The 15585-nt window shown below is 41.9% G+C and carries 22 protein-coding genes; 6 read left to right on the top strand and 16 right to left on the bottom strand.

All coding sequences use genetic code 11. The features are described 5' to 3' along the window. Nucleotides 1-10 precede the first annotated feature (10 nt). The 11 genes from NSQ49_RS21470 to NSQ49_RS21420 all read right to left on the bottom strand — a co-directional run bounded on the left by NSQ49_RS21470 (nt 11) and on the right by NSQ49_RS21420 (nt 8491). Nucleotides 11-463 (bottom strand): GAF domain-containing protein, encoded by a 453-nt coding sequence (locus tag NSQ49_RS21470; RefSeq protein WP_159862806.1) that lies wholly within the window; start codon nt 461-463, stop codon nt 11-13. Beyond that, nucleotides 453-1106, bottom strand: coding sequence for a response regulator (locus NSQ49_RS21465; protein WP_159862805.1), 654 nt, complete (start codon nt 1104-1106; stop codon nt 453-455). The genes NSQ49_RS21470 and NSQ49_RS21465 overlap by 11 nt, the downstream gene beginning before the upstream one ends. Nucleotides 1107-1197: 91 nt before the next feature. Continuing rightward, complete coding sequence (locus tag NSQ49_RS21460) at nt 1198-1848, bottom strand: sensor histidine kinase (RefSeq protein ID WP_159862804.1); 651 nt, start codon at nt 1846-1848, stop codon at nt 1198-1200. A 36-nt stretch (nt 1849-1884) separates the two neighbouring features. Then, complete coding sequence (locus NSQ49_RS21455; protein ID WP_251284003.1) at nt 1885-3390, bottom strand: nitrate/nitrite transporter; 1506 nt, start codon at nt 3388-3390, stop codon at nt 1885-1887. 5 nt (nt 3391-3395) lie between these two features. Beyond that, nucleotides 3396-3671: a hypothetical protein gene (locus NSQ49_RS21450; RefSeq protein WP_251284004.1), complete on the bottom strand. Its 276-nt coding sequence runs from the start codon at nt 3669-3671 to the stop codon at nt 3396-3398. After that, the gene (locus tag NSQ49_RS21445) at nt 3658-3969 is read right to left on the bottom strand and encodes a hypothetical protein (protein ID WP_159862801.1); all 312 of its coding nucleotides are present in this window, start codon (nt 3967-3969) and stop codon (nt 3658-3660) included. Before NSQ49_RS21445 ends, NSQ49_RS21450 begins: the two co-directional genes overlap by 14 nt. 5 nt (nt 3970-3974) lie before the next feature. Then, nucleotides 3975-4166 carry a hypothetical protein gene (locus tag NSQ49_RS21440; RefSeq protein WP_159862800.1) on the bottom strand — a complete coding sequence of 64 codons (192 nt, stop codon included), beginning with the start codon at nt 4164-4166 and terminating at the stop codon, nt 3975-3977. Continuing rightward, nucleotides 4156-4680, bottom strand: a complete 525-nt coding sequence (locus NSQ49_RS21435) for a Rieske (2Fe-2S) protein (protein ID WP_159862799.1) — start codon at nt 4678-4680, stop codon at nt 4156-4158. The genes NSQ49_RS21440 and NSQ49_RS21435 overlap by 11 nt, the downstream gene beginning before the upstream one ends. A 12-nt stretch (nt 4681-4692) precedes the next feature. After that, on the bottom strand, nt 4693-5253 hold the full coding sequence (locus NSQ49_RS21430) for a 4Fe-4S dicluster domain-containing protein (protein WP_159862798.1): 561 nt from the start codon (nt 5251-5253) through the stop codon (nt 4693-4695). Further along, complete coding sequence (locus NSQ49_RS21425) at nt 5254-7422, bottom strand: molybdopterin oxidoreductase family protein (protein ID WP_159862797.1); 2169 nt, start codon at nt 7420-7422, stop codon at nt 5254-5256. Further along, the gene (locus NSQ49_RS21420) at nt 7409-8491 is read right to left on the bottom strand and encodes a hypothetical protein (RefSeq protein WP_251284005.1); all 1083 of its coding nucleotides are present in this window, start codon (nt 8489-8491) and stop codon (nt 7409-7411) included. The genes NSQ49_RS21425 and NSQ49_RS21420 overlap by 14 nt, the downstream gene beginning before the upstream one ends. Before the next feature lie 248 nt (nt 8492-8739). On the opposite strand from NSQ49_RS21420, the gene NSQ49_RS21415 reads away from it, so the two are divergent. Next, nucleotides 8740-9006: a hypothetical protein gene (locus NSQ49_RS21415; RefSeq protein ID WP_159862795.1), complete on the top strand. Its 267-nt coding sequence runs from the start codon at nt 8740-8742 to the stop codon at nt 9004-9006. 43 nt (nt 9007-9049) lie between these two features. Here the strand turns inward: NSQ49_RS21415 and NSQ49_RS21410 are convergent, their stop codons facing one another. Next, nucleotides 9050-9382 carry a hydrolase gene (locus NSQ49_RS21410; protein WP_251284006.1) on the bottom strand — a complete coding sequence of 111 codons (333 nt, stop codon included), beginning with the start codon at nt 9380-9382 and terminating at the stop codon, nt 9050-9052. A gap of 155 nt (nt 9383-9537) precedes the next feature. Here NSQ49_RS21410 and NSQ49_RS21405 point away from each other — a divergent pair, with 155 nt between their 5' ends. Further along, entirely contained in the window at nt 9538-10050 is a 513-nt protein-coding gene (locus NSQ49_RS21405; protein ID WP_159862793.1) for a DUF3231 family protein, read from the top strand. A 148-nt stretch (nt 10051-10198) separates the two neighbouring features. On the opposite strand, the gene NSQ49_RS21400 is transcribed toward NSQ49_RS21405, so the two are convergent. Then, nucleotides 10199-10480 carry a hypothetical protein gene (locus NSQ49_RS21400; protein ID WP_251284007.1) on the bottom strand — a complete coding sequence of 94 codons (282 nt, stop codon included), beginning with the start codon at nt 10478-10480 and terminating at the stop codon, nt 10199-10201. A 136-nt stretch (nt 10481-10616) separates the two neighbouring features. On the opposite strand from NSQ49_RS21400, the gene NSQ49_RS21395 reads away from it, so the two are divergent. Together NSQ49_RS21395 and NSQ49_RS21390 are read left to right on the top strand one after the other, a co-directional pair. Beyond that, on the top strand, nt 10617-10754 hold the full coding sequence (locus tag NSQ49_RS21395) for a hypothetical protein (RefSeq protein ID WP_201306492.1): 138 nt from the start codon (nt 10617-10619) through the stop codon (nt 10752-10754). An 87-nt stretch (nt 10755-10841) separates the two neighbouring features. Beyond that, nucleotides 10842-11021: a hypothetical protein gene (locus NSQ49_RS21390; protein WP_159862791.1), complete on the top strand. Its 180-nt coding sequence runs from the start codon at nt 10842-10844 to the stop codon at nt 11019-11021. A 177-nt stretch (nt 11022-11198) separates the two neighbouring features. On the opposite strand, the gene NSQ49_RS21385 is transcribed toward NSQ49_RS21390, so the two are convergent. Further along, nucleotides 11199-13325: a peptidoglycan D,D-transpeptidase FtsI family protein gene (locus NSQ49_RS21385; RefSeq protein ID WP_159862790.1), complete on the bottom strand. Its 2127-nt coding sequence runs from the start codon at nt 13323-13325 to the stop codon at nt 11199-11201. Nucleotides 13326-13509: 184 nt separating this feature from the next. Here NSQ49_RS21385 and NSQ49_RS21380 point away from each other — a divergent pair, with 184 nt between their 5' ends. Beyond that, complete coding sequence (locus tag NSQ49_RS21380) at nt 13510-13974, top strand: DinB family protein (protein WP_251284008.1); 465 nt, start codon at nt 13510-13512, stop codon at nt 13972-13974. 13 nt (nt 13975-13987) lie between these two features. On the opposite strand, the gene NSQ49_RS21375 is transcribed toward NSQ49_RS21380, so the two are convergent. Continuing rightward, nucleotides 13988-14674 (bottom strand): SOS response-associated peptidase, encoded by a 687-nt coding sequence (locus NSQ49_RS21375; RefSeq protein WP_251284009.1) that lies wholly within the window; start codon nt 14672-14674, stop codon nt 13988-13990. Nucleotides 14675-14772: 98 nt separating this feature from the next. Here NSQ49_RS21375 and NSQ49_RS21370 point away from each other — a divergent pair, with 98 nt between their 5' ends. Then, nucleotides 14773-14928, top strand: coding sequence for a hypothetical protein (locus tag NSQ49_RS21370; protein ID WP_201306480.1), 156 nt, complete (start codon nt 14773-14775; stop codon nt 14926-14928). 33 nt (nt 14929-14961) lie between these two features. On the opposite strand, the gene cdaS is transcribed toward NSQ49_RS21370, so the two are convergent. Then, complete coding sequence (gene cdaS, locus NSQ49_RS21365) at nt 14962-15561, bottom strand: sporulation-specific diadenylate cyclase CdaS (RefSeq protein ID WP_159862787.1); 600 nt, start codon at nt 15559-15561, stop codon at nt 14962-14964. Nucleotides 15562-15585 lie beyond the last annotated feature (24 nt).

Below are 15585 nucleotides of genomic sequence, written 5' to 3'. Positions count from 1 at the left end.
TTGCATTTATTTAACCATTCAGCTTATTTTCAAGTGTCCTGGCTGCATCTCTTGCTTTACTTTGCATGCTTTCATCTATAGGCTGCCCCGACCGGTTCCCGATCAAGAGGACCCCCTTAGGAATCCCTTTAAAATGAATGGGAACAGCATATGCATGTATCAGGCCTTCAGCTAGCATAATCGGATATTCCAATGCTTTACCGGGAATATTTTCAGGGAAGTTGTCCACGTACATCTGCCTTCCGGTTGAGATGACTTTCCCTGCAATGCCTTTCCCGTACCTTACGGTTATCCGCTTATATTTATCGTTGCTGTTTCCTGCGGCATAGTGCCATTTTACATCCGGGCCATCAGTATTTTGCAGTGCCAATCCGACAAATTCACATTCAAGCTCTTTCAGCACCTTTTCACAAGGCTGATCTACCTGCACGATTTCTTCAGGGCTGCCCGCCTTATATTCCATAGCCAAGCAGCCCTTTCTTCAAGGCATAAGCAACAAGCTCCGGCCTTGTCTTCATCTGAAGTTTTTCCATTAAATTACCTTTATGTGTTTCAACTGTCTTTACACTAATCACAAGCAGTTCAGCAATATCCTTATTCGAAAACCCTTTGGCTATTAGTGTAAGAACTTCTTTCTCCCTGTCAGAAAGAAGGTTGAATGTATCGGTGTTCCCCTGCTTCACACTTCCGATATACTCCTCCATAAGCCTTTTGGTTGCAGAAGGATGCAGGTACGCATTCCCGCTAGCAACAGACCGGATGGCTGTAAGCAGTTCATCATGGGGTGCACTCTTTAAAATACACCCGGAAGCACCAGCTTGAATCGCCCTGAATAAGTACTCTTCATCATCATGCATCGTCAAAATAAGGATCGCTATTTCAGGCATTAACTTTTTTAATTCTGAGGTTGCCGACATGCCATCTTTCCCATGGGGCATGCTTAAATCCATGACAACCACATCAGGCTTTAATTCCATGGCCTGCTGAATCCCCTCATTGCCTTCAGAAGCTTCACCAACCACCTGCATGTCATCATGGTTATTTAAAAGCATTTTCAAACCCATCCTGACCACCGCGTGGTCGTCGCAAAGTAATATATTGATCAAGCCTGCTCCCCCTTAGCTTTTGTCCGTATATAAAATTCCACAATAGGCAACAAGGGAACCGCTGTATGCAGATCCCTTGATAAGAATAATCTTAGTATAACGGAAGGGTGATATCTATTGAAGTCCCTTCACCGATTTTTGAGCTGATGGCGCATTTGCCGTTGATTAACAGCATTCTTTCCATCATGGCAGCAATGCCGGCTGAGTTTTTCATCGCGGCATCTACATCAAAGCCCTTCCCCTTATCATTAATCGTGATTGAAAGCTTTCCCGGCTCCCACCGAATGAAAATGCCTGCACTCATTGTATCCGCATACCTTGCTATGTTAGCCAGAGCTTCCTGGCAAACACGGAACAGAGTAATCCTTTCCTGTTCTCTGATTTGCACTTCCTTTCCCTCATGCTGAAGATCAACGGTGACTCCATATGTGGAAGTGTATAATTTCAGATAACTTTTCAGGGCCGGGAGCAGGCCGAGGGTTCCTAGAGCAGGGGGATGCAATTCCACAGCCAAAAGCCTAATCTCCTGAATTGTCTTTTCCATCATTTGTGCCATATCCCCTATATGACCTTTCATCTCTGGCTGATCGACAGAAGTAAGAATGAACTGCATGCCTGTATATAAGCTGTAAAGCGTCTGCCCTACCCCTTCGTGAAGCTCCAGGGCAATGCGCTTGATTTCATCTTCCTGAGATTGAATGATATATGAACTGATATTTTTCTTAGCTGGCTGGGTTTCCATTTCATCCCTCCTCCTTTTGAAATTATTTAGCTTATTTTATGCTTTTTTTACCCGATGGCTGGAAATATCGCTGAACATGCCTGCATATTGAACTACATCTCCGGCATCATTTTTAATGGCACTTATGGTAAGCCATTGGAGATACTGTTCCCCATCCTTACGGGAATTCCATATCTCCCCTTGCCAGAATCCATTTTTTTCAATTGAATTCCACAAGTCCTGATAGAAGGCTTTAGATTGCCTTCCTGATTTAAGGATACTTGGTTTTTTGCCGACTACTTCCTCTTGCTTATAGCCGGTAATCTCTGTGAAAGCAGGGTTTACAGAGATGATTTTTCCGTTCTTATCTGTAACCAGTATACCTTCGATTGTATGATCAATCACCTGGCTCGCAATTTCCATCCTTCCCTGGAAGTACATCCATACAACCAGAATTAGGCTGGCAAGCGCGACCTGAGATAATGCCATAAAACCTATCGCATAATGCCCTGTAATATTAAATAGGAGAGTTAAAAGCAGCGGAGGGAAAAATCCGCCCAGACCGCCCATAGCAGACACAATTCCGTTTACAATGCCTGCCTGCTTCTGGAAATACATAGGCACAAGCTTAAAGATAACGCCATTTCCTATTCCTGCTGATAGAGCAATGCTTAAGCATCCAAATGTATACCATGTAATAGAAGGAGATAGAGATAGAATCACCGCAGAAATGGTATAGACTCCAAAAACAAACATCAGCAAAACTAAAGAGTGAAAACGGTCAGCCAGCCATCCGCCTATTGGTCTCATGGCAGTTGCCAGAACAATGAACCCTGCTGTTCTTAATCCCGCATCAACTTTATCAAGTTCAAAGTGAGCTACAAGGAAGTTTGGCAGATAAATAGTAAAAGCCACAAATGACCCAAAGGTAATAAAATAGAATAGGCTCAAAAGCCATAGTTTTTCATTTTTATAGACGCCTTTTATTTGCTCGATAAGCGGAGTCTGTACCTTAATTTCTTTTTTATCTCCCAGGAAGAAGTTAGCCGCAATGAAAATCCCCAGCAGAACAAGGTAAATCTGTACAGTTAGGGACCAGCCAAGTTTTGTGGCAACAACTGGTGCTGCAAAGGCAGTGATGGCCGTTCCAAGATTCCCTGCCCCATAAATGCCATTTACAAATCCATGGCGCTCCTTTGGGTAATACTTCGGAAGGGAAGTAACACCTACAGAGAATACTGCTCCGCCAAGGCCAAGGAATAATCCCCCGATAAGCAAATCAGTAATCGAATCTGCTATGCTGATATAATAGACTGGGAATAATAGAAGTATAAAACTCAGCATAAAGATTACTCTGGCGCCAAACTGATTAGCATAATATCCCAGAGGTATTCGAAGCAGCGATCCGAGGATGACCGGAACAGCTGTTACAAGCGCAAGCTTGTCGGATGGAATATTGATATCTTCCTTTATAAACGGCATAAGGGAGGATATCAGCACCCAAACCATAAACCCGGCCACTAAATTTAACGTCTGCAAAGGAAGCTGTATTTTTCTTATCATTTTGTTCACGCTCTCTTCTTAATTACATATTTTAATCCGGCTTCCTGATCAATTGCAGCCCACTGGGTCTCGGATGCTTTTACAGAGGATGTCAGCGGGACCGCAAAAAAGTTCATTTTATCAAAATAAATCCGCAAGTGTGTTCCATCAGGGCAAAGTCCGGTTTTTTCAATTATCTTAGGAACAAATGGCGCTTTGTCACTTCCATCTTCATCTAAGATTGCCACCTGAACCCTTTCCCTGACAAATCCATCCAGTTCCTTTTTATTAATGAGTTCCACAGCTGCCGCACCCTCTTTTAGCAGGGTAAACATACATCTGGTATCCCTGAAGATATTTCCAGAAGGATTCTCCTGCGTTTTCTTCTATAAATTCAATGGTTTCCTCTTCCGATTGCCATTTGCTCATGCCTTTTACCTCTGCTACAACAATGTCCATGCCGTCATGTGACTTTTCATCCAAGTACCAGTTAAGGCGGACTCCCTTAAAGAGCTCAGACAGGAGCTGATCAACTTCAGAAACAAAATTGCCGGATTGTTCTCGTACAAAACAAAAATCAAGATAAGTTTCACTATTCATGTAAATCACGCCCTCATGTTAATCGTCTTTTTATAAGCGAATACAGCCAGGGGAAAAAGAATAATATTCAGCCCGCCGAAAATCAGTACATTTTCATAGTTTTCGTAATAAAATTGATGGACCATATATTGAGTGAAGACAATATTCATCATTAGTATCGCGGCTAAGATAATGACGCCCAGGTAACTACGCTTCATAACGCTTCACCCTCACTGCATAGACTGCACCATTCTCAACTTTAACCTGTATTTCCGGAAGCGGCCTTCTTGGCGGTCCCGCTGTTGGCGCACCGGTTTCCACATCGAACTTCCCGTGGTGGCAAGGGCATATCATTTCTCCTTGCTCCTTCACCCAAAATACCGGGCAGCGCAGATGTGTACACGCATTTTGATAGGCAACATATTTGTTCTCTGATAAGCGAATCAATATCGCATCATCATGATCACCGGGAAATTTGAACTCCACTGCATCACCGATTGGCAGCTTGCTTACTTCGGTTATTTTCTTATGAGGATATTCTTTTTCGCCCAGCCCCATTAATTCTTTGGCAGCTACCGCCCCCCAGGGAAGGGAGGACACCGCAAATACGCCGGCAGCACCAACCAGGGTTTTCATAAATCCCCTTCTATCCAGTTTTCTTTCATTATTCCGTTCGATATTATGCGTGTAATTATCCTCATTAAAGGGAATCTTGTTATTCCTTTCAGACATCCCTAATCCCTCCTAAAACAGCTTTGTAATCCCCTGCAGAATTCCCGGCAGATTTACCTTTACGTTTGTTTCGCCTTCAAGATAAGGCATGCTTGTAACCCATTTGCCGTTATCAAGATTAAATTGCTTCTTCTTGTTTTCAATTTCTTCATCTGTCAGCCACTGCAATGTGTTGGATGGACATACACTCGCACACATAGGAGGAATGCCATCTTTAGTACGGTCAATACATAGGTCGCATTTGTACATTAAGTTCTGCTCAGTATCAAATTTCGGGATGCCATATGGGCAGGCAATGGTACAGTTCTGGCAGCCGATGCATTTTTCGACAAGTGCGGATAACACAGCGCCTGTTTCATGAATTTGAATAGCCTGGGCAGGACAGCTTCGCGCACATGCTGGATTTTCACAGTGAAGGCACATGAGAGGCATTGTCTGCCGGTTTACAAGAGGATTTACATCATACACATAGTTTCTGTTGCGCTCCTCATGCCCCCCGCATTGTGTACATGCTGCCAGACAAGAACGGCATCCTATACAGTTTTCAAGTTCCAAATACAGCCTCTTTTTCATTTATTGCACCTTCTTTAATTCGACTTTTTCCAGCTGTGCAGCACATGCCTTGAACTCAGGCATACGGGAGATTGGATCTAATGCTGCAATTGTTAGCAGATTAATAGAATCTTCATGTCCAAAATGGTATGGAACAAAGACTGTATCCTTGCGGATAGCTTCCGTAATTTTGACTTTATAAATAGCCTCGCCTCTTCTTGTATATAAACGCACTCTTTCTTCATGCTCCATATTATAGGCAGAAGCTGTTTCAGGATGGATTTCTACAAATGGTTCCGGACACATATCATGCAGGAATGGTATCCTTCGGGTCTGATTGCCTGATAGATAATGATAAACTACCCGGCCAGTTGTTAAGCGGAGCGGATACTTTTCACATGGTTCTTCGGCTGGCGGACGGTACGGCAGGGCGCATATTTTGGCTTTGCCATCTGGATGGTAAAATTTCTTATCAAGGAACATATGCGGTGTCCCTTCATCATTTTCGTCTTTGCACGGCCAGAAGACTCCGTCCTGCTTATCGATTTTATCCCATGTAGCTCCATAGTAATCTGCATAGCCGCCCTTTGTTGCAAGCCTGAACTCATCTGCAACATCGCTTGCTGTTTTTAGGTGAGAAAAATATTTTCCTCTGCCTAACCGCTCAGCCAGCTCGACTTGAATCTGCCAGTCCGGCTTTGATTCGCCTACAGGCTCCTGAGCCTTATTGATCTTAATAATACGTCCTTCAATATTTGTTACTGTTCCTTCATCCTCTGACCACGTAACTGCTGGCAGGATTACATCTGCAAATTCAGCAGATTCAGATAGATAAAAATCGGAGCAGACCATGAAATCTAATGTTTTAAATGCTTTTCTGACAAAATTTTGATTTGGTGCAGATACAGCCGGATTTGAACAAAGAAGATATAAACCGCGAATGGTCTTTTGCTCCATTAGCTCTATCATTTCATACGCGGATACACCAGGCTGCGGCATTTCTTCCGGGCTAATGCCCCATACACTGCATACTTCTTCAACATGTTTTGGATTTGTAATTTTTCTGTAGCCTGGAAGCAAATCTGACTTTTGTCCATGCTCCCTTCCGCCCTGTCCATTGCCCTGCCCGGTGAATGTGGCTACTCCGGCTTTTGGACGTCCGATTTTTCCTGTTACAAGAGCCATATTGGTGTAGGCGGAAACATTATCAACACCTTTATGCTGCTGTTCCACGCCTCTTGCAAACATAACAACTGCATTGGGTGCTTTTCCGTATATTTCAGCTGCTCGGATTATTTTTTCCGGTGCTACACCAGTCAGCATGCTTGTATATTCAGGGGTGAATTCCTTTACCAGTTCCTTTGTTTCTTCAAATCCGTTCGTATGTTCATTAATAAATTCTTCATCTATATAGCCCATTTCAATTAATTGATATATAATTCCGTTTGCAAGTGCAAGGTCTGTTCCGGGCTGCAAATCAAGATGGAGGTCAGCCCTTCTCGCAATTGGCGTTTCACGGGGATCCACCACAATGATATAACCGCCTCTTTCCTGAACGTTCCAAATACGGAACATGGAAGTTGGGTGGCACTCAGCTGTATTACTTCCGGCGATGAACAGACAGTCAGTTTCATGAATATCTGTCCAGGGCAATGTTGACCCTCTATCCACTCCGAAGGAACGAAGGAATCCGCCGGCTGCACTTGACATACAGAATCGGCCGTTATAGTCGATATAGCGTGTTCCCAGAGCAACCCGGGCAAACTTTCCTGTCAGATAACATTTTTCATTTGTCATTGAAACTCCGCTGAAAACGGACAGTGAATCTTTTCCGTATTTTTTCTGAAGCTCTTTGAATTTTTTTGCGATCAAATCATACGCCTCATCCCAGCTTGCTTCCCGGAATCCTTCTGCCGTTCCTTTCAAAGAAGCATCATCCCTGATCAGCGGTTTTAGCAGACGATCTTTGTGGTTGGTCTGCTGGTAGGCGGTAACACCTTTCGGGCACATTTTGCCAACAGTAACCGGCCAGTCATAACGGGGTTCAACCCCGATAATTTTATTTGTCTGTGTATTAACCCTCAAGTTCATTCCACATTGCATGCCGCAATAACTGCAGTGAGTTTTTATCAATTTTTCGTTCGGATGGTTTAAATTCTCTATTTCTTTAAAAAACTTATCCCTTTGCATTCTGGTTTGCCTCCTTGACCTTCACTTCATGAGTAGGGAATCCGGAAAATTGTGCAATCCGGTATTTTCTTCGGCAAGGGAGGCACATTTCAGCAAGATGATGCCCTTCCTTTGCTTTGAATTCAATAGCGTTCACGCCGAGTACATCGACTACATCTTTTGATTGTTCAACTGAAACAAACTGATCTCCGCAGACCCTGCATTCCTTCATGCCCTGTTCAGCGTAATGTTCCCTGTAGTTTCTTGCCAGAACACTCATTGGGCGGAAAGGAATATGTGCAAGCTTTCCAAACGGCAGGTAAATCAGTGTGATGATGACTGACCATTGATGGATCAGGGACATTGCTGGCTGTCCTGAGCCGTGCAAAAAGATATTCATAAAGGTTAAAGCCAAGCCTGTGAAACTAACTAGAAGCAGCATATACAGTGGCATGAAATCATACAGGAATTTCTGCTCTGCTCTAGCCTGCATATTTCTCAGGCGGCGGTAAAGCGCCATGCAAACACCGGCAATTACCATTACTGCTGTGATATTCAGTGCATTGTAAGAAAGGTTGGCGATAATGCCATCCGCCGGAACCGTCATCACCTTCATGCCCATTGCAATAATGTTGTAATGGCCATTATCATCCATCGTAAAATACATCCAGCCGAACACGAGAGGGAATGTAACAAAGCAGGATAGGATACATCCCCAGCCGATCAGTACGTGCTGAGTCCATCGGTAAATTCCCCTATTCCAGATAAAGTTGTAAGTTGCAAGATGCTCAACAGATGTCTTTGGCGTTGACTTTCTAAAAAGCAGCTTCAATCCTTTTTTCAAAATAAGCTTAGTTGGCGGTCTTTCGCCCCAGGCGATGAATCTATAGAAAAACCCTCCAATAAACACAATCGTTCCGACCATATATCCGTAAAGGTTTAAATCAACATGTGTAAACATTCTCGTGCCAATAAAAGAAAGAATAGCTAATGCTGTTACAGATAAAAACATCGACTTGGCAAAATGTGATGCAAACGCATTGTTTAATGTGTTTCCTGATTTTTGATTGACTGCAGCTTTTGCCTGCATAATAACTCCTCCTCATTCACAAACAATTACCTTAACCTTATTGTAAAATCGGGAGGAGTTTTTACATATCGGGGAAATTCCCCATTAGGAGGGGGAATTTCCCCTATCTTGGTATGCTGTTAATTTCATCAAAAAAACTCCCGCGTTCCCGAGAGAGTCCGAATAGAGCCTTCATTCTCCTTCTTCCAGAAATAATGCCTTCTCTCTGGAAGAAGATATGCTATTATTAGAAAAAAGGAGTGGTTATTATGGCTAAATCAGCAGCAAAGAAGATGCGCGATAAAGCAGTGCGTGAGGGGAAAAGGAATCCTGAATGCAGCAGAAGTCCCTTTGTATTTACAGACATGCGATCGAGGAAAACAAAAACAAAAAAAGATTATTTATATAGAAGTAAAAATAAGAACCTCAATTCTGAAGAAGGCAGAAAAGATGGTTCTTTTTATTATACATATTTGAGGGACCTTGATTATAATGCTCAATTTATCTTGCCTGGACTGCAGTTTATTTCACAATAAAAAAAAACGGCCTGTCCATTAAGACCAGCCGCTTTTTCTGCTTTTATTTACTAATGCCCTTTTGTAATATTCCCATTTCTTCAATATTTCTCCGCGTTTCATTATCACCAAGTTCATAAATCAGCTTATACATATCCTCCATAGAAGCATCATAATTATGATTTTCTGCCTTCTCCTTATCCTCCACAAACGGAACATGTGCAAGCTCAAAAGTTTTCATATCTGCGTCATAATTACTCTCAATGTAATCAGCAAGCTCCTGCATTTCCTGGTCATTGGCATGAATTTTAAACTGCCATTCAACTGCTTCAACGGGTTCTGCGTAAACTTGTGCATTTTCAATATCTATATAATATGATTTTTTTGTTTGATCCATAGTTCACATCTCCTCTGCTTTTATACGCTATTTACCACAAATCATCGAAGTTTAACCATTTATATTGAATACATTTTTAGGCTTCGGATGGGCATGATATAGCTGTGCATTTTAAGGAAGGTGGCACAATAATGAATTTTCTCAGGAGGTATACTATGGGTATTTTAAGCGGAAATCCAAAAGATGAGCCGATGCACTATGGTGAAGTCTTCAGTACTTGGTCTTACCTGCTTGCTGGAAAAGGAATGGCTTCTGCGTACCAGACCATGCTAAGCCACTCTGGAGATGAGGACTTAAAGAAATTGCTTCAGGAAGCTATTCGCCTATGCAAGCAGGAAGAAGAACAAATCGAGGCGATGTTAAAGGAAAACGGGATTGGCCTTCCTCCTGCACCGCCTGACAGGCCCGATGCTTGTGTGAATGATATTCCTCCAGGTGCCAGGTTCATGGATCCTGAGGTAGCTGCAAAATTAGCGGGAGACCTGGCTGCAGGATTGGTTGGCTGCAGTACAATTATGGGACAGTGTATTCGTGAAGATATTGCAGGCATGTTTGGCCAATTTCATACACAGAAAGCTGCATTAGGTATAAAGGTTCTTCGCATGAATAAAGAAAAAGGATGGCTGATTCCTCCGCCGCTCCATCTTCACAAATCAGATAATTGCTAAAGGATTACTTAAAGATGCAGGATGAAAAAGAGAGCAGAGTACAGTCTGCTCTCTTAGTGATTTCTGATAGGTATGTATTACAGATTCCCCACCAAACAAAATTATTATAAAAAAGCCTTAGTCCGCAATGTGACTAAGGCTCATTTTGTTACTCAGAGTATTTGCTTTCGCTCGAATCAGGTGAGACCATTCCGCCCGCACCGCTGGAATTAATATCAGGTTCTGCTCCTTCAGGCTGAGATGGCAGCACTTTGTTTTTCTTTTGATTAGGAAGGCCGGAATTCTCCTTTAGATACTGATCATTTTCCATAATCGTCACCACTTTGAACCCTGTTCCCTCCAGCTGGCTCTTCAATTGATCAAATACTTGTGTCTGATTATGATTCAATTCCTGATTATCATACTGAAGCTCTACATTTATTGTTTTCATGTCAGGACCTCCTTTTCTAACTTAATTTCCCGAAAGTCCCTTAACTAAACAATATTGAAAGTTTTAAAAAAATAAAGGTTTGTCACAGATCATAATAGGCTATTAAAAAAATAACAATTGGAACAGGAGCATGATAGTGATAAAAGAATGTGAATATTTGTCGTTTATTAAAGAAATCGGACGTCTTGTGAATGATTATTATAGATGCAATGACGAAAGGATAAAGCAAATACTTTTAGCGGATATCCAGTTAATCGGTCAGGCATTAAATTAATTGGATAGAAATACCATTCCCTTCATTCCTTTTTGAATCCTGAATATATATATTATTGTATGCTGGAATGATGAAAGGAGCAGACACATGTGGTTTTGGATTCTGGTAATCTCCATGTCTATTTTTATCCTCGCCATATTTGAAGAAACGATTCAATTTCTGGTTAATCGCAAAGTCTTTGGAAAAAGCGATACACCTGTTTTGGTTAAGGAAAAATTAAATCAAATAAAAAACAAATTAATGTTCAAGAAAAGCCATTCCCAATAGGAAAGGCTTTTCTTGAGGTCCCGCAATTTGCAGCTGCCTGTTCAAAGATAGTGCTCTTTCACTTAATGCAGTGCCGGCCATAGTGATCCAGAACGGCCTGCCATTTCCTTTTTAATTGGGGACAATACAAAATTTACTTATTAATAAAAGCCCTCCTGAAAACAGGAAGGCTTACTATCAGGATTCCTCTGCCCCGGAAGTTTCTTCATCTGACTGTTCCTCTTCTGCTCCGTGCTTCCGCTTCTTTTTCATCTCAAAATAGACATCTAAAACCTTCCTGCCAATTTCATAATTGGCTGTATGCCCGCTTCTTCCCTGGTATGCCCATGGAACAATGACAGACATGGCAATTTGAGGATTATTATGCGGTGCATAGGCAACAAGGCTTAAGTTCATAACATCTATTAATTTATCACCCTTTTTTTTGAGCGGGCCGTCATAAAATGCTTCGGCTGTACCTGTTTTTCCTGCAGGAGAATATGGTGCGTCTGCGAACCTTCTATATGCAGTCCCTTCAGGATGCTGCATCACCTGTCGAAGTCCCTCTTTGACAGTGTTAAGTTCAATATCACTCACATCTATCGTATTTAAGACTGTCGGCTGGATATCCTTCCAGATAGGACCCAACTCCTCCTGCTCTTTGGCAGGCTCACGGATCTCTTTTACAAGCCTCGGCTGAACACGATAGCCGCCATTTGCAATCGTTGATATATATTGGGCCATTTGCATCGGAGTATAGGTATCATACTGTCCGATTGCCAGGTCTAATAGGAAGCCCGGCAATCTAAGAGGCCCCTCATAGCCTATTGCCTCATTCGGCAAATCGATCCCTGTTCTGACACCAAGTCCAAATTGGCCGAAGGATTCTCTCATATCTTCAAATGCATTAGCGTTTTTAAATCCAAGAGGCTGATCATAAGCATACCTTGCATCCGCGATTTCGATTGCAGTTTTGAACATATAAACGTTTGAGGATATGCGCAAGGCCCTTGTTTCGTTCATTATTGCCTGAAAGTTAAACCACGATTTTTTAACCTGTGGTGTACCTGCTATTTTCATTGGTGCATCTAAAAATGAAGTCCCTGGTGAAATTGCACCGGTTTTATACCCTGTTAAAACAGTTGCCCCTTTTACAGAAGAACCTACATTATATGAGGAGGCAATCGTACCCAGCGCATAATCCTGCATAACTGTTTTGCCATCATCATCTTTGTCTATCATTTTCCCTGCCATTGTCAACACTTCACCAGTATACGGATCCATCAGGACGACGAATGCCCGGTCCATTAAATATGTTCCCCGGGTCCGCTTAGCAGCCCAAATTTCCTCTTCCAAAATTTTTTCCACAGCTTTCTGGAGGTCCATATCAATCGTCAGGACAAGATCCTTGCCTCTTTGGCCTTCCGAAACCACTTCACTTCCGAGAATTTCCCCTTTTTTCGTAATCAGCTTTTCTTTTGATTTTTGACCATGCAGAACATCCTCATATTGCATTTCCAGATAGCTCTTTCCAACACGCTCATTTCTGCTGTAATCCCTGGCCAGAAAATAATCAAGCCGCTCCTGGGGCAGCCCTTCACTGGAATCCGTAACCTTCCCCAGCACTGTCTGAAGCGTACTGTCAAAAGCATAAGTCCGGTCCCAGTCTGTGGTTGTATTGACACCTGGAAGATATTGAAGATTCTCGCTTACTGCCGCATATTCCTCATGTGATACGCCTTCATTCTTAACAATTTGCGGTGTCATCGCATAGCCGCTCGTAAATTCCCGAAAGATTGCTCTTACTTCCAGGTCCTGCTTGCTCAGCAGCTTCAGGTCTTCTTTAGTGATTCTTTCAAGCTGCATGTCATAAATTTGCTTATCATCCAGTTTTTTCTCTTTAAATAGCTTCCATTCCTTTTCAGTTATTTTTTCCCGGACAGCATCGGGATTTTTTAGAATCCAATGATCCTTCATATCCCTTTCGGTCACTTTATCTATCTCTTTATCAATCAGCACGGCCAGCCGCTCTGCCACCTCAAGCATTTCTTCCTGTTTGGCGTTCCGGTTGGTATATGTAATCGCACTCTTTGGGATATTATCTACGATAACCTGATGGTTCCGGTCAAGCATCCTCCCCCTTGGAACCGGGTTTGATACGATAACATCCTCTGTCCTATCAACCTCTTTTTTGTAGGTCTCTCCATTTACAATCTGAACTACGCCAAGCCTTAAAATTAGTACAGAAAACAAAACAAATACAGCAAAAAACAATAAATTGACCCTAAAAGGCACATGGCTTTTCTTTTTCTTTTTTTTCCCCATGTACGAATCTCCCCCCTAATGAACACGATGTCTGAATAATAGAGATTCTTCCAAATCTTCCCCAGTTAAATAATTCCACAAATGTAGTGGAATTCCTGCCAGTCTTAATTTTTTGTTATATAAAGGAATTTACATTAGGTAAGGAGAAATGTTAATCTGATTATCTTTTTAGGAGGGAATTAGCATGGAAAGAGCACAAAAATATTTAACCTATTTTTTATCCCATCGAAAGGTGACCAATGAGCTGATTTGGAAGATTGATAATAATAACGTTGATTATAAACCAGCAGAAACAAGCATGTCTGCCGGTAAACTGGTTACGCATATGCTTACTTCATTTTATATGTTTGCCAAAACAATCAAAGATGGCAGCCCGGCAGTGTTTGGCGAAAAGTTCGATGAAATTGCGCCAAATCTATCTGAAGCTGCTGAGAATTTTACAGAGAAAACAATTAAAGTTATTTCATCTTTAACCAATGAGGAATTAGAAAGAAAAATTGATATGTCACAGATTTTTGGAATTGAACTTACCGGCAGCCAGCTGTTGCAGATTGCAATGGATCATGAAATTCATCATAAAGGGAATTTGTTTGTTTATGTACGTGAGATGGGCCATACGGAGCTTCCGAGATTTGTAAGCAGAGGGTAAGAAGACGGACGCATTACGCGTCCGTTTTATATAAACTATTTAGTGGGGAAATTAATTCCGCCAGTTCATTTTTTGGTGAATTCACTTTGGATGATACCGGATATTTATCCATTTTTTCTGCCGGATAAGGTTCAAGTAAAGACTTTAAGTATGCAGTGTCATGAAGATGCGGATTCAGCCAATCCTCAAAATCTTTTTCCTCTAAAATGACCGGCATTCTGTCATGGACTTCTTCTGTTACTTCATTAGGCCCTGTTGTAATAATTGTACAGGTTAATAAGGGAGATTTGCCTTTATTCCAGATATCCCAAATTCCTGCAAAAGCAAAAGGCTGCTCATCTCTCATAATGAACCTGTAAGGCTGTTTTCCTTCTTCGCTTTTTTTCCATTCATAAAATCCGTCTGCAAGGATTAAGCACCTTTTGTTTCTAAAGGGACCTTTAAAGCTCGGTTTGGAATCAATGCCTTCTGCCCTGGCGTTTATCATTTTGTAACCTATTTTTTCATCCTTCGCCCAGTAAGGCACCAGCCCCCATTTCATCTGCCTGCCGATCCTCTGCTTGCCGTCGCCGGTGACTGTTAAGATATTTTGGCTCGGGGCAATATTATATCGGGGGATAACCTCCCCTTCTGCATATTCAAACCCAAACAGCAGCTGAAGATTTTGAATTGTTTCCGTCAGAGTAAACCTGCCGCACATTAAATTCACCTCTTTAAGTTAATTTTAAGATATTGTTCATCTATTCCTGGCTATAGCACATATTAAGACTGTCAGCTATTTTAAGGGAGGTATGTAATATGACAAAACAAGGAAGACAAAATCCTAATCAAACAAGAGCTCAAATTGAAAAACAGGATAAGCGAAATGATGTTGAACTCGGAAGCGAGTTTCAGGCAGGAAACACAAAATCTCAAAGCCAGAAAAAAAGCGGAAAACAAATTAATAAGAACTAATTAAGATGAAATCCCCCAGGTAACGGGGGATTTTTAAGTCCTAATTGTATAAATCTGGCCATCTACCGCAAAAGAAATCCGCCCTGTTTCCTCTGATACAACTATCGCAACCGCGTCAGATTTTTCAGTGATACCTATTGCTGCTCTATGCCTGGTTCCAAGTTTCTTTCCTTCCATGCTTTTTTTAGTAAGAGGAAGGATACTGCCTGCAGAAATTATCGTATCTTCTCTAATTAATGTTCCGCCATCATGCAGCGGATTCCCCGGGTAAAAGATTGTTTCGATTAGTGTGTGGCTTACTTTTGCTCCAATCGGCGTCCCGTTATGTATATATTCTTCTACCGGCTGTCTTCTTTCCACAACAATCAGCCCGCCATGCCTTTTTTCGGACAGGTGCTGGGCGGCGAGTGATAAGCTTGAGTATTCCTTCGTAAATGGTGCTAAATATGACTGCAGATAATAAGTCGAAGCAATGGCGTGGGCTTCTGTAACAGTCTTATGCAAGGTTTCAAAATCGGATAATATACAGCAGCTGAATTCCTCAAGGGTTTTGGAAAGTGAGTGAATTTGATCATCAATACTTCCAATGTACCGGTTTAAATCTTTTCGGTACTGTTCTTCGCCATAAATCACCAGACTTCCTCCAATCTTAATTCA

It is taken from the genome of Cytobacillus sp. FSL R5-0377, from assembly GCF_038004385.1.
GTDB lineage: Bacteria > Bacillota > Bacilli > Bacillales > Cytobacillaceae > Cytobacillus.
The sequence above is the reverse complement of the archived record's forward strand: the minus strand, read 5'-3'. Positions and strand labels throughout refer to the sequence as shown.

What these genes read in the sequence shown, in the direction of transcription:
- NSQ49_RS21440 (WP_159862800.1), bottom strand. Translation starts at nt 4,166, where the DNA reads ATGAAGCGTAGTTACCTGGGCGTCATTATCTTAGCCGCGATACTAATG.
- NSQ49_RS21400 (WP_251284007.1), bottom strand. Translation starts at nt 10,480, where the DNA reads ATGAAAACAATAAATGTAGAGCTTCAGTATGATAATCAGGAATTGAAT.
- NSQ49_RS21420 (WP_251284005.1), bottom strand. Translation starts at nt 8,491, where the DNA reads ATGCAGGCAAAAGCTGCAGTCAATCAAAAATCAGGAAACACATTAAAC.
- NSQ49_RS21385 (WP_159862790.1), bottom strand. Translation starts at nt 13,325, where the DNA reads ATGGGGAAAAAAAAGAAAAAGAAAAGCCATGTGCCTTTTAGGGTCAAT.
- NSQ49_RS21375 (WP_251284009.1), bottom strand. Translation starts at nt 14,674, where the DNA reads ATGTGCGGCAGGTTTACTCTGACGGAAACAATTCAAAATCTTCAGCTG.
- NSQ49_RS21370 (WP_201306480.1), top strand. Translation starts at nt 14,773, where the DNA reads ATGACAAAACAAGGAAGACAAAATCCTAATCAAACAAGAGCTCAAATT.
- NSQ49_RS21390 (WP_159862791.1), top strand. Translation starts at nt 10,842, where the DNA reads ATGTGGTTTTGGATTCTGGTAATCTCCATGTCTATTTTTATCCTCGCC.
- NSQ49_RS21405 (WP_159862793.1), top strand. Translation starts at nt 9,538, where the DNA reads ATGGGTATTTTAAGCGGAAATCCAAAAGATGAGCCGATGCACTATGGT.
- NSQ49_RS21415 (WP_159862795.1), top strand. Translation starts at nt 8,740, where the DNA reads ATGGCTAAATCAGCAGCAAAGAAGATGCGCGATAAAGCAGTGCGTGAG.
- NSQ49_RS21455 (WP_251284003.1), bottom strand. Translation starts at nt 3,390, where the DNA reads ATGATAAGAAAAATACAGCTTCCTTTGCAGACGTTAAATTTAGTGGCC.
- NSQ49_RS21410 (WP_251284006.1), bottom strand. Translation starts at nt 9,382, where the DNA reads ATGGATCAAACAAAAAAATCATATTATATAGATATTGAAAATGCACAA.
- NSQ49_RS21470 (WP_159862806.1), bottom strand. Translation starts at nt 463, where the DNA reads ATGGAATATAAGGCGGGCAGCCCTGAAGAAATCGTGCAGGTAGATCAG.
- NSQ49_RS21430 (WP_159862798.1), bottom strand. Translation starts at nt 5,253, where the DNA reads ATGAAAAAGAGGCTGTATTTGGAACTTGAAAACTGTATAGGATGCCGT.
- NSQ49_RS21425 (WP_159862797.1), bottom strand. Translation starts at nt 7,422, where the DNA reads ATGCAAAGGGATAAGTTTTTTAAAGAAATAGAGAATTTAAACCATCCG.
- NSQ49_RS21435 (WP_159862799.1), bottom strand. Translation starts at nt 4,680, where the DNA reads ATGTCTGAAAGGAATAACAAGATTCCCTTTAATGAGGATAATTACACG.
- NSQ49_RS21380 (WP_251284008.1), top strand. Translation starts at nt 13,510, where the DNA reads ATGGAAAGAGCACAAAAATATTTAACCTATTTTTTATCCCATCGAAAG.
- NSQ49_RS21445 (WP_159862801.1), bottom strand. Translation starts at nt 3,969, where the DNA reads ATGAATAGTGAAACTTATCTTGATTTTTGTTTTGTACGAGAACAATCC.
- NSQ49_RS21460 (WP_159862804.1), bottom strand. Translation starts at nt 1,848, where the DNA reads ATGGAAACCCAGCCAGCTAAGAAAAATATCAGTTCATATATCATTCAA.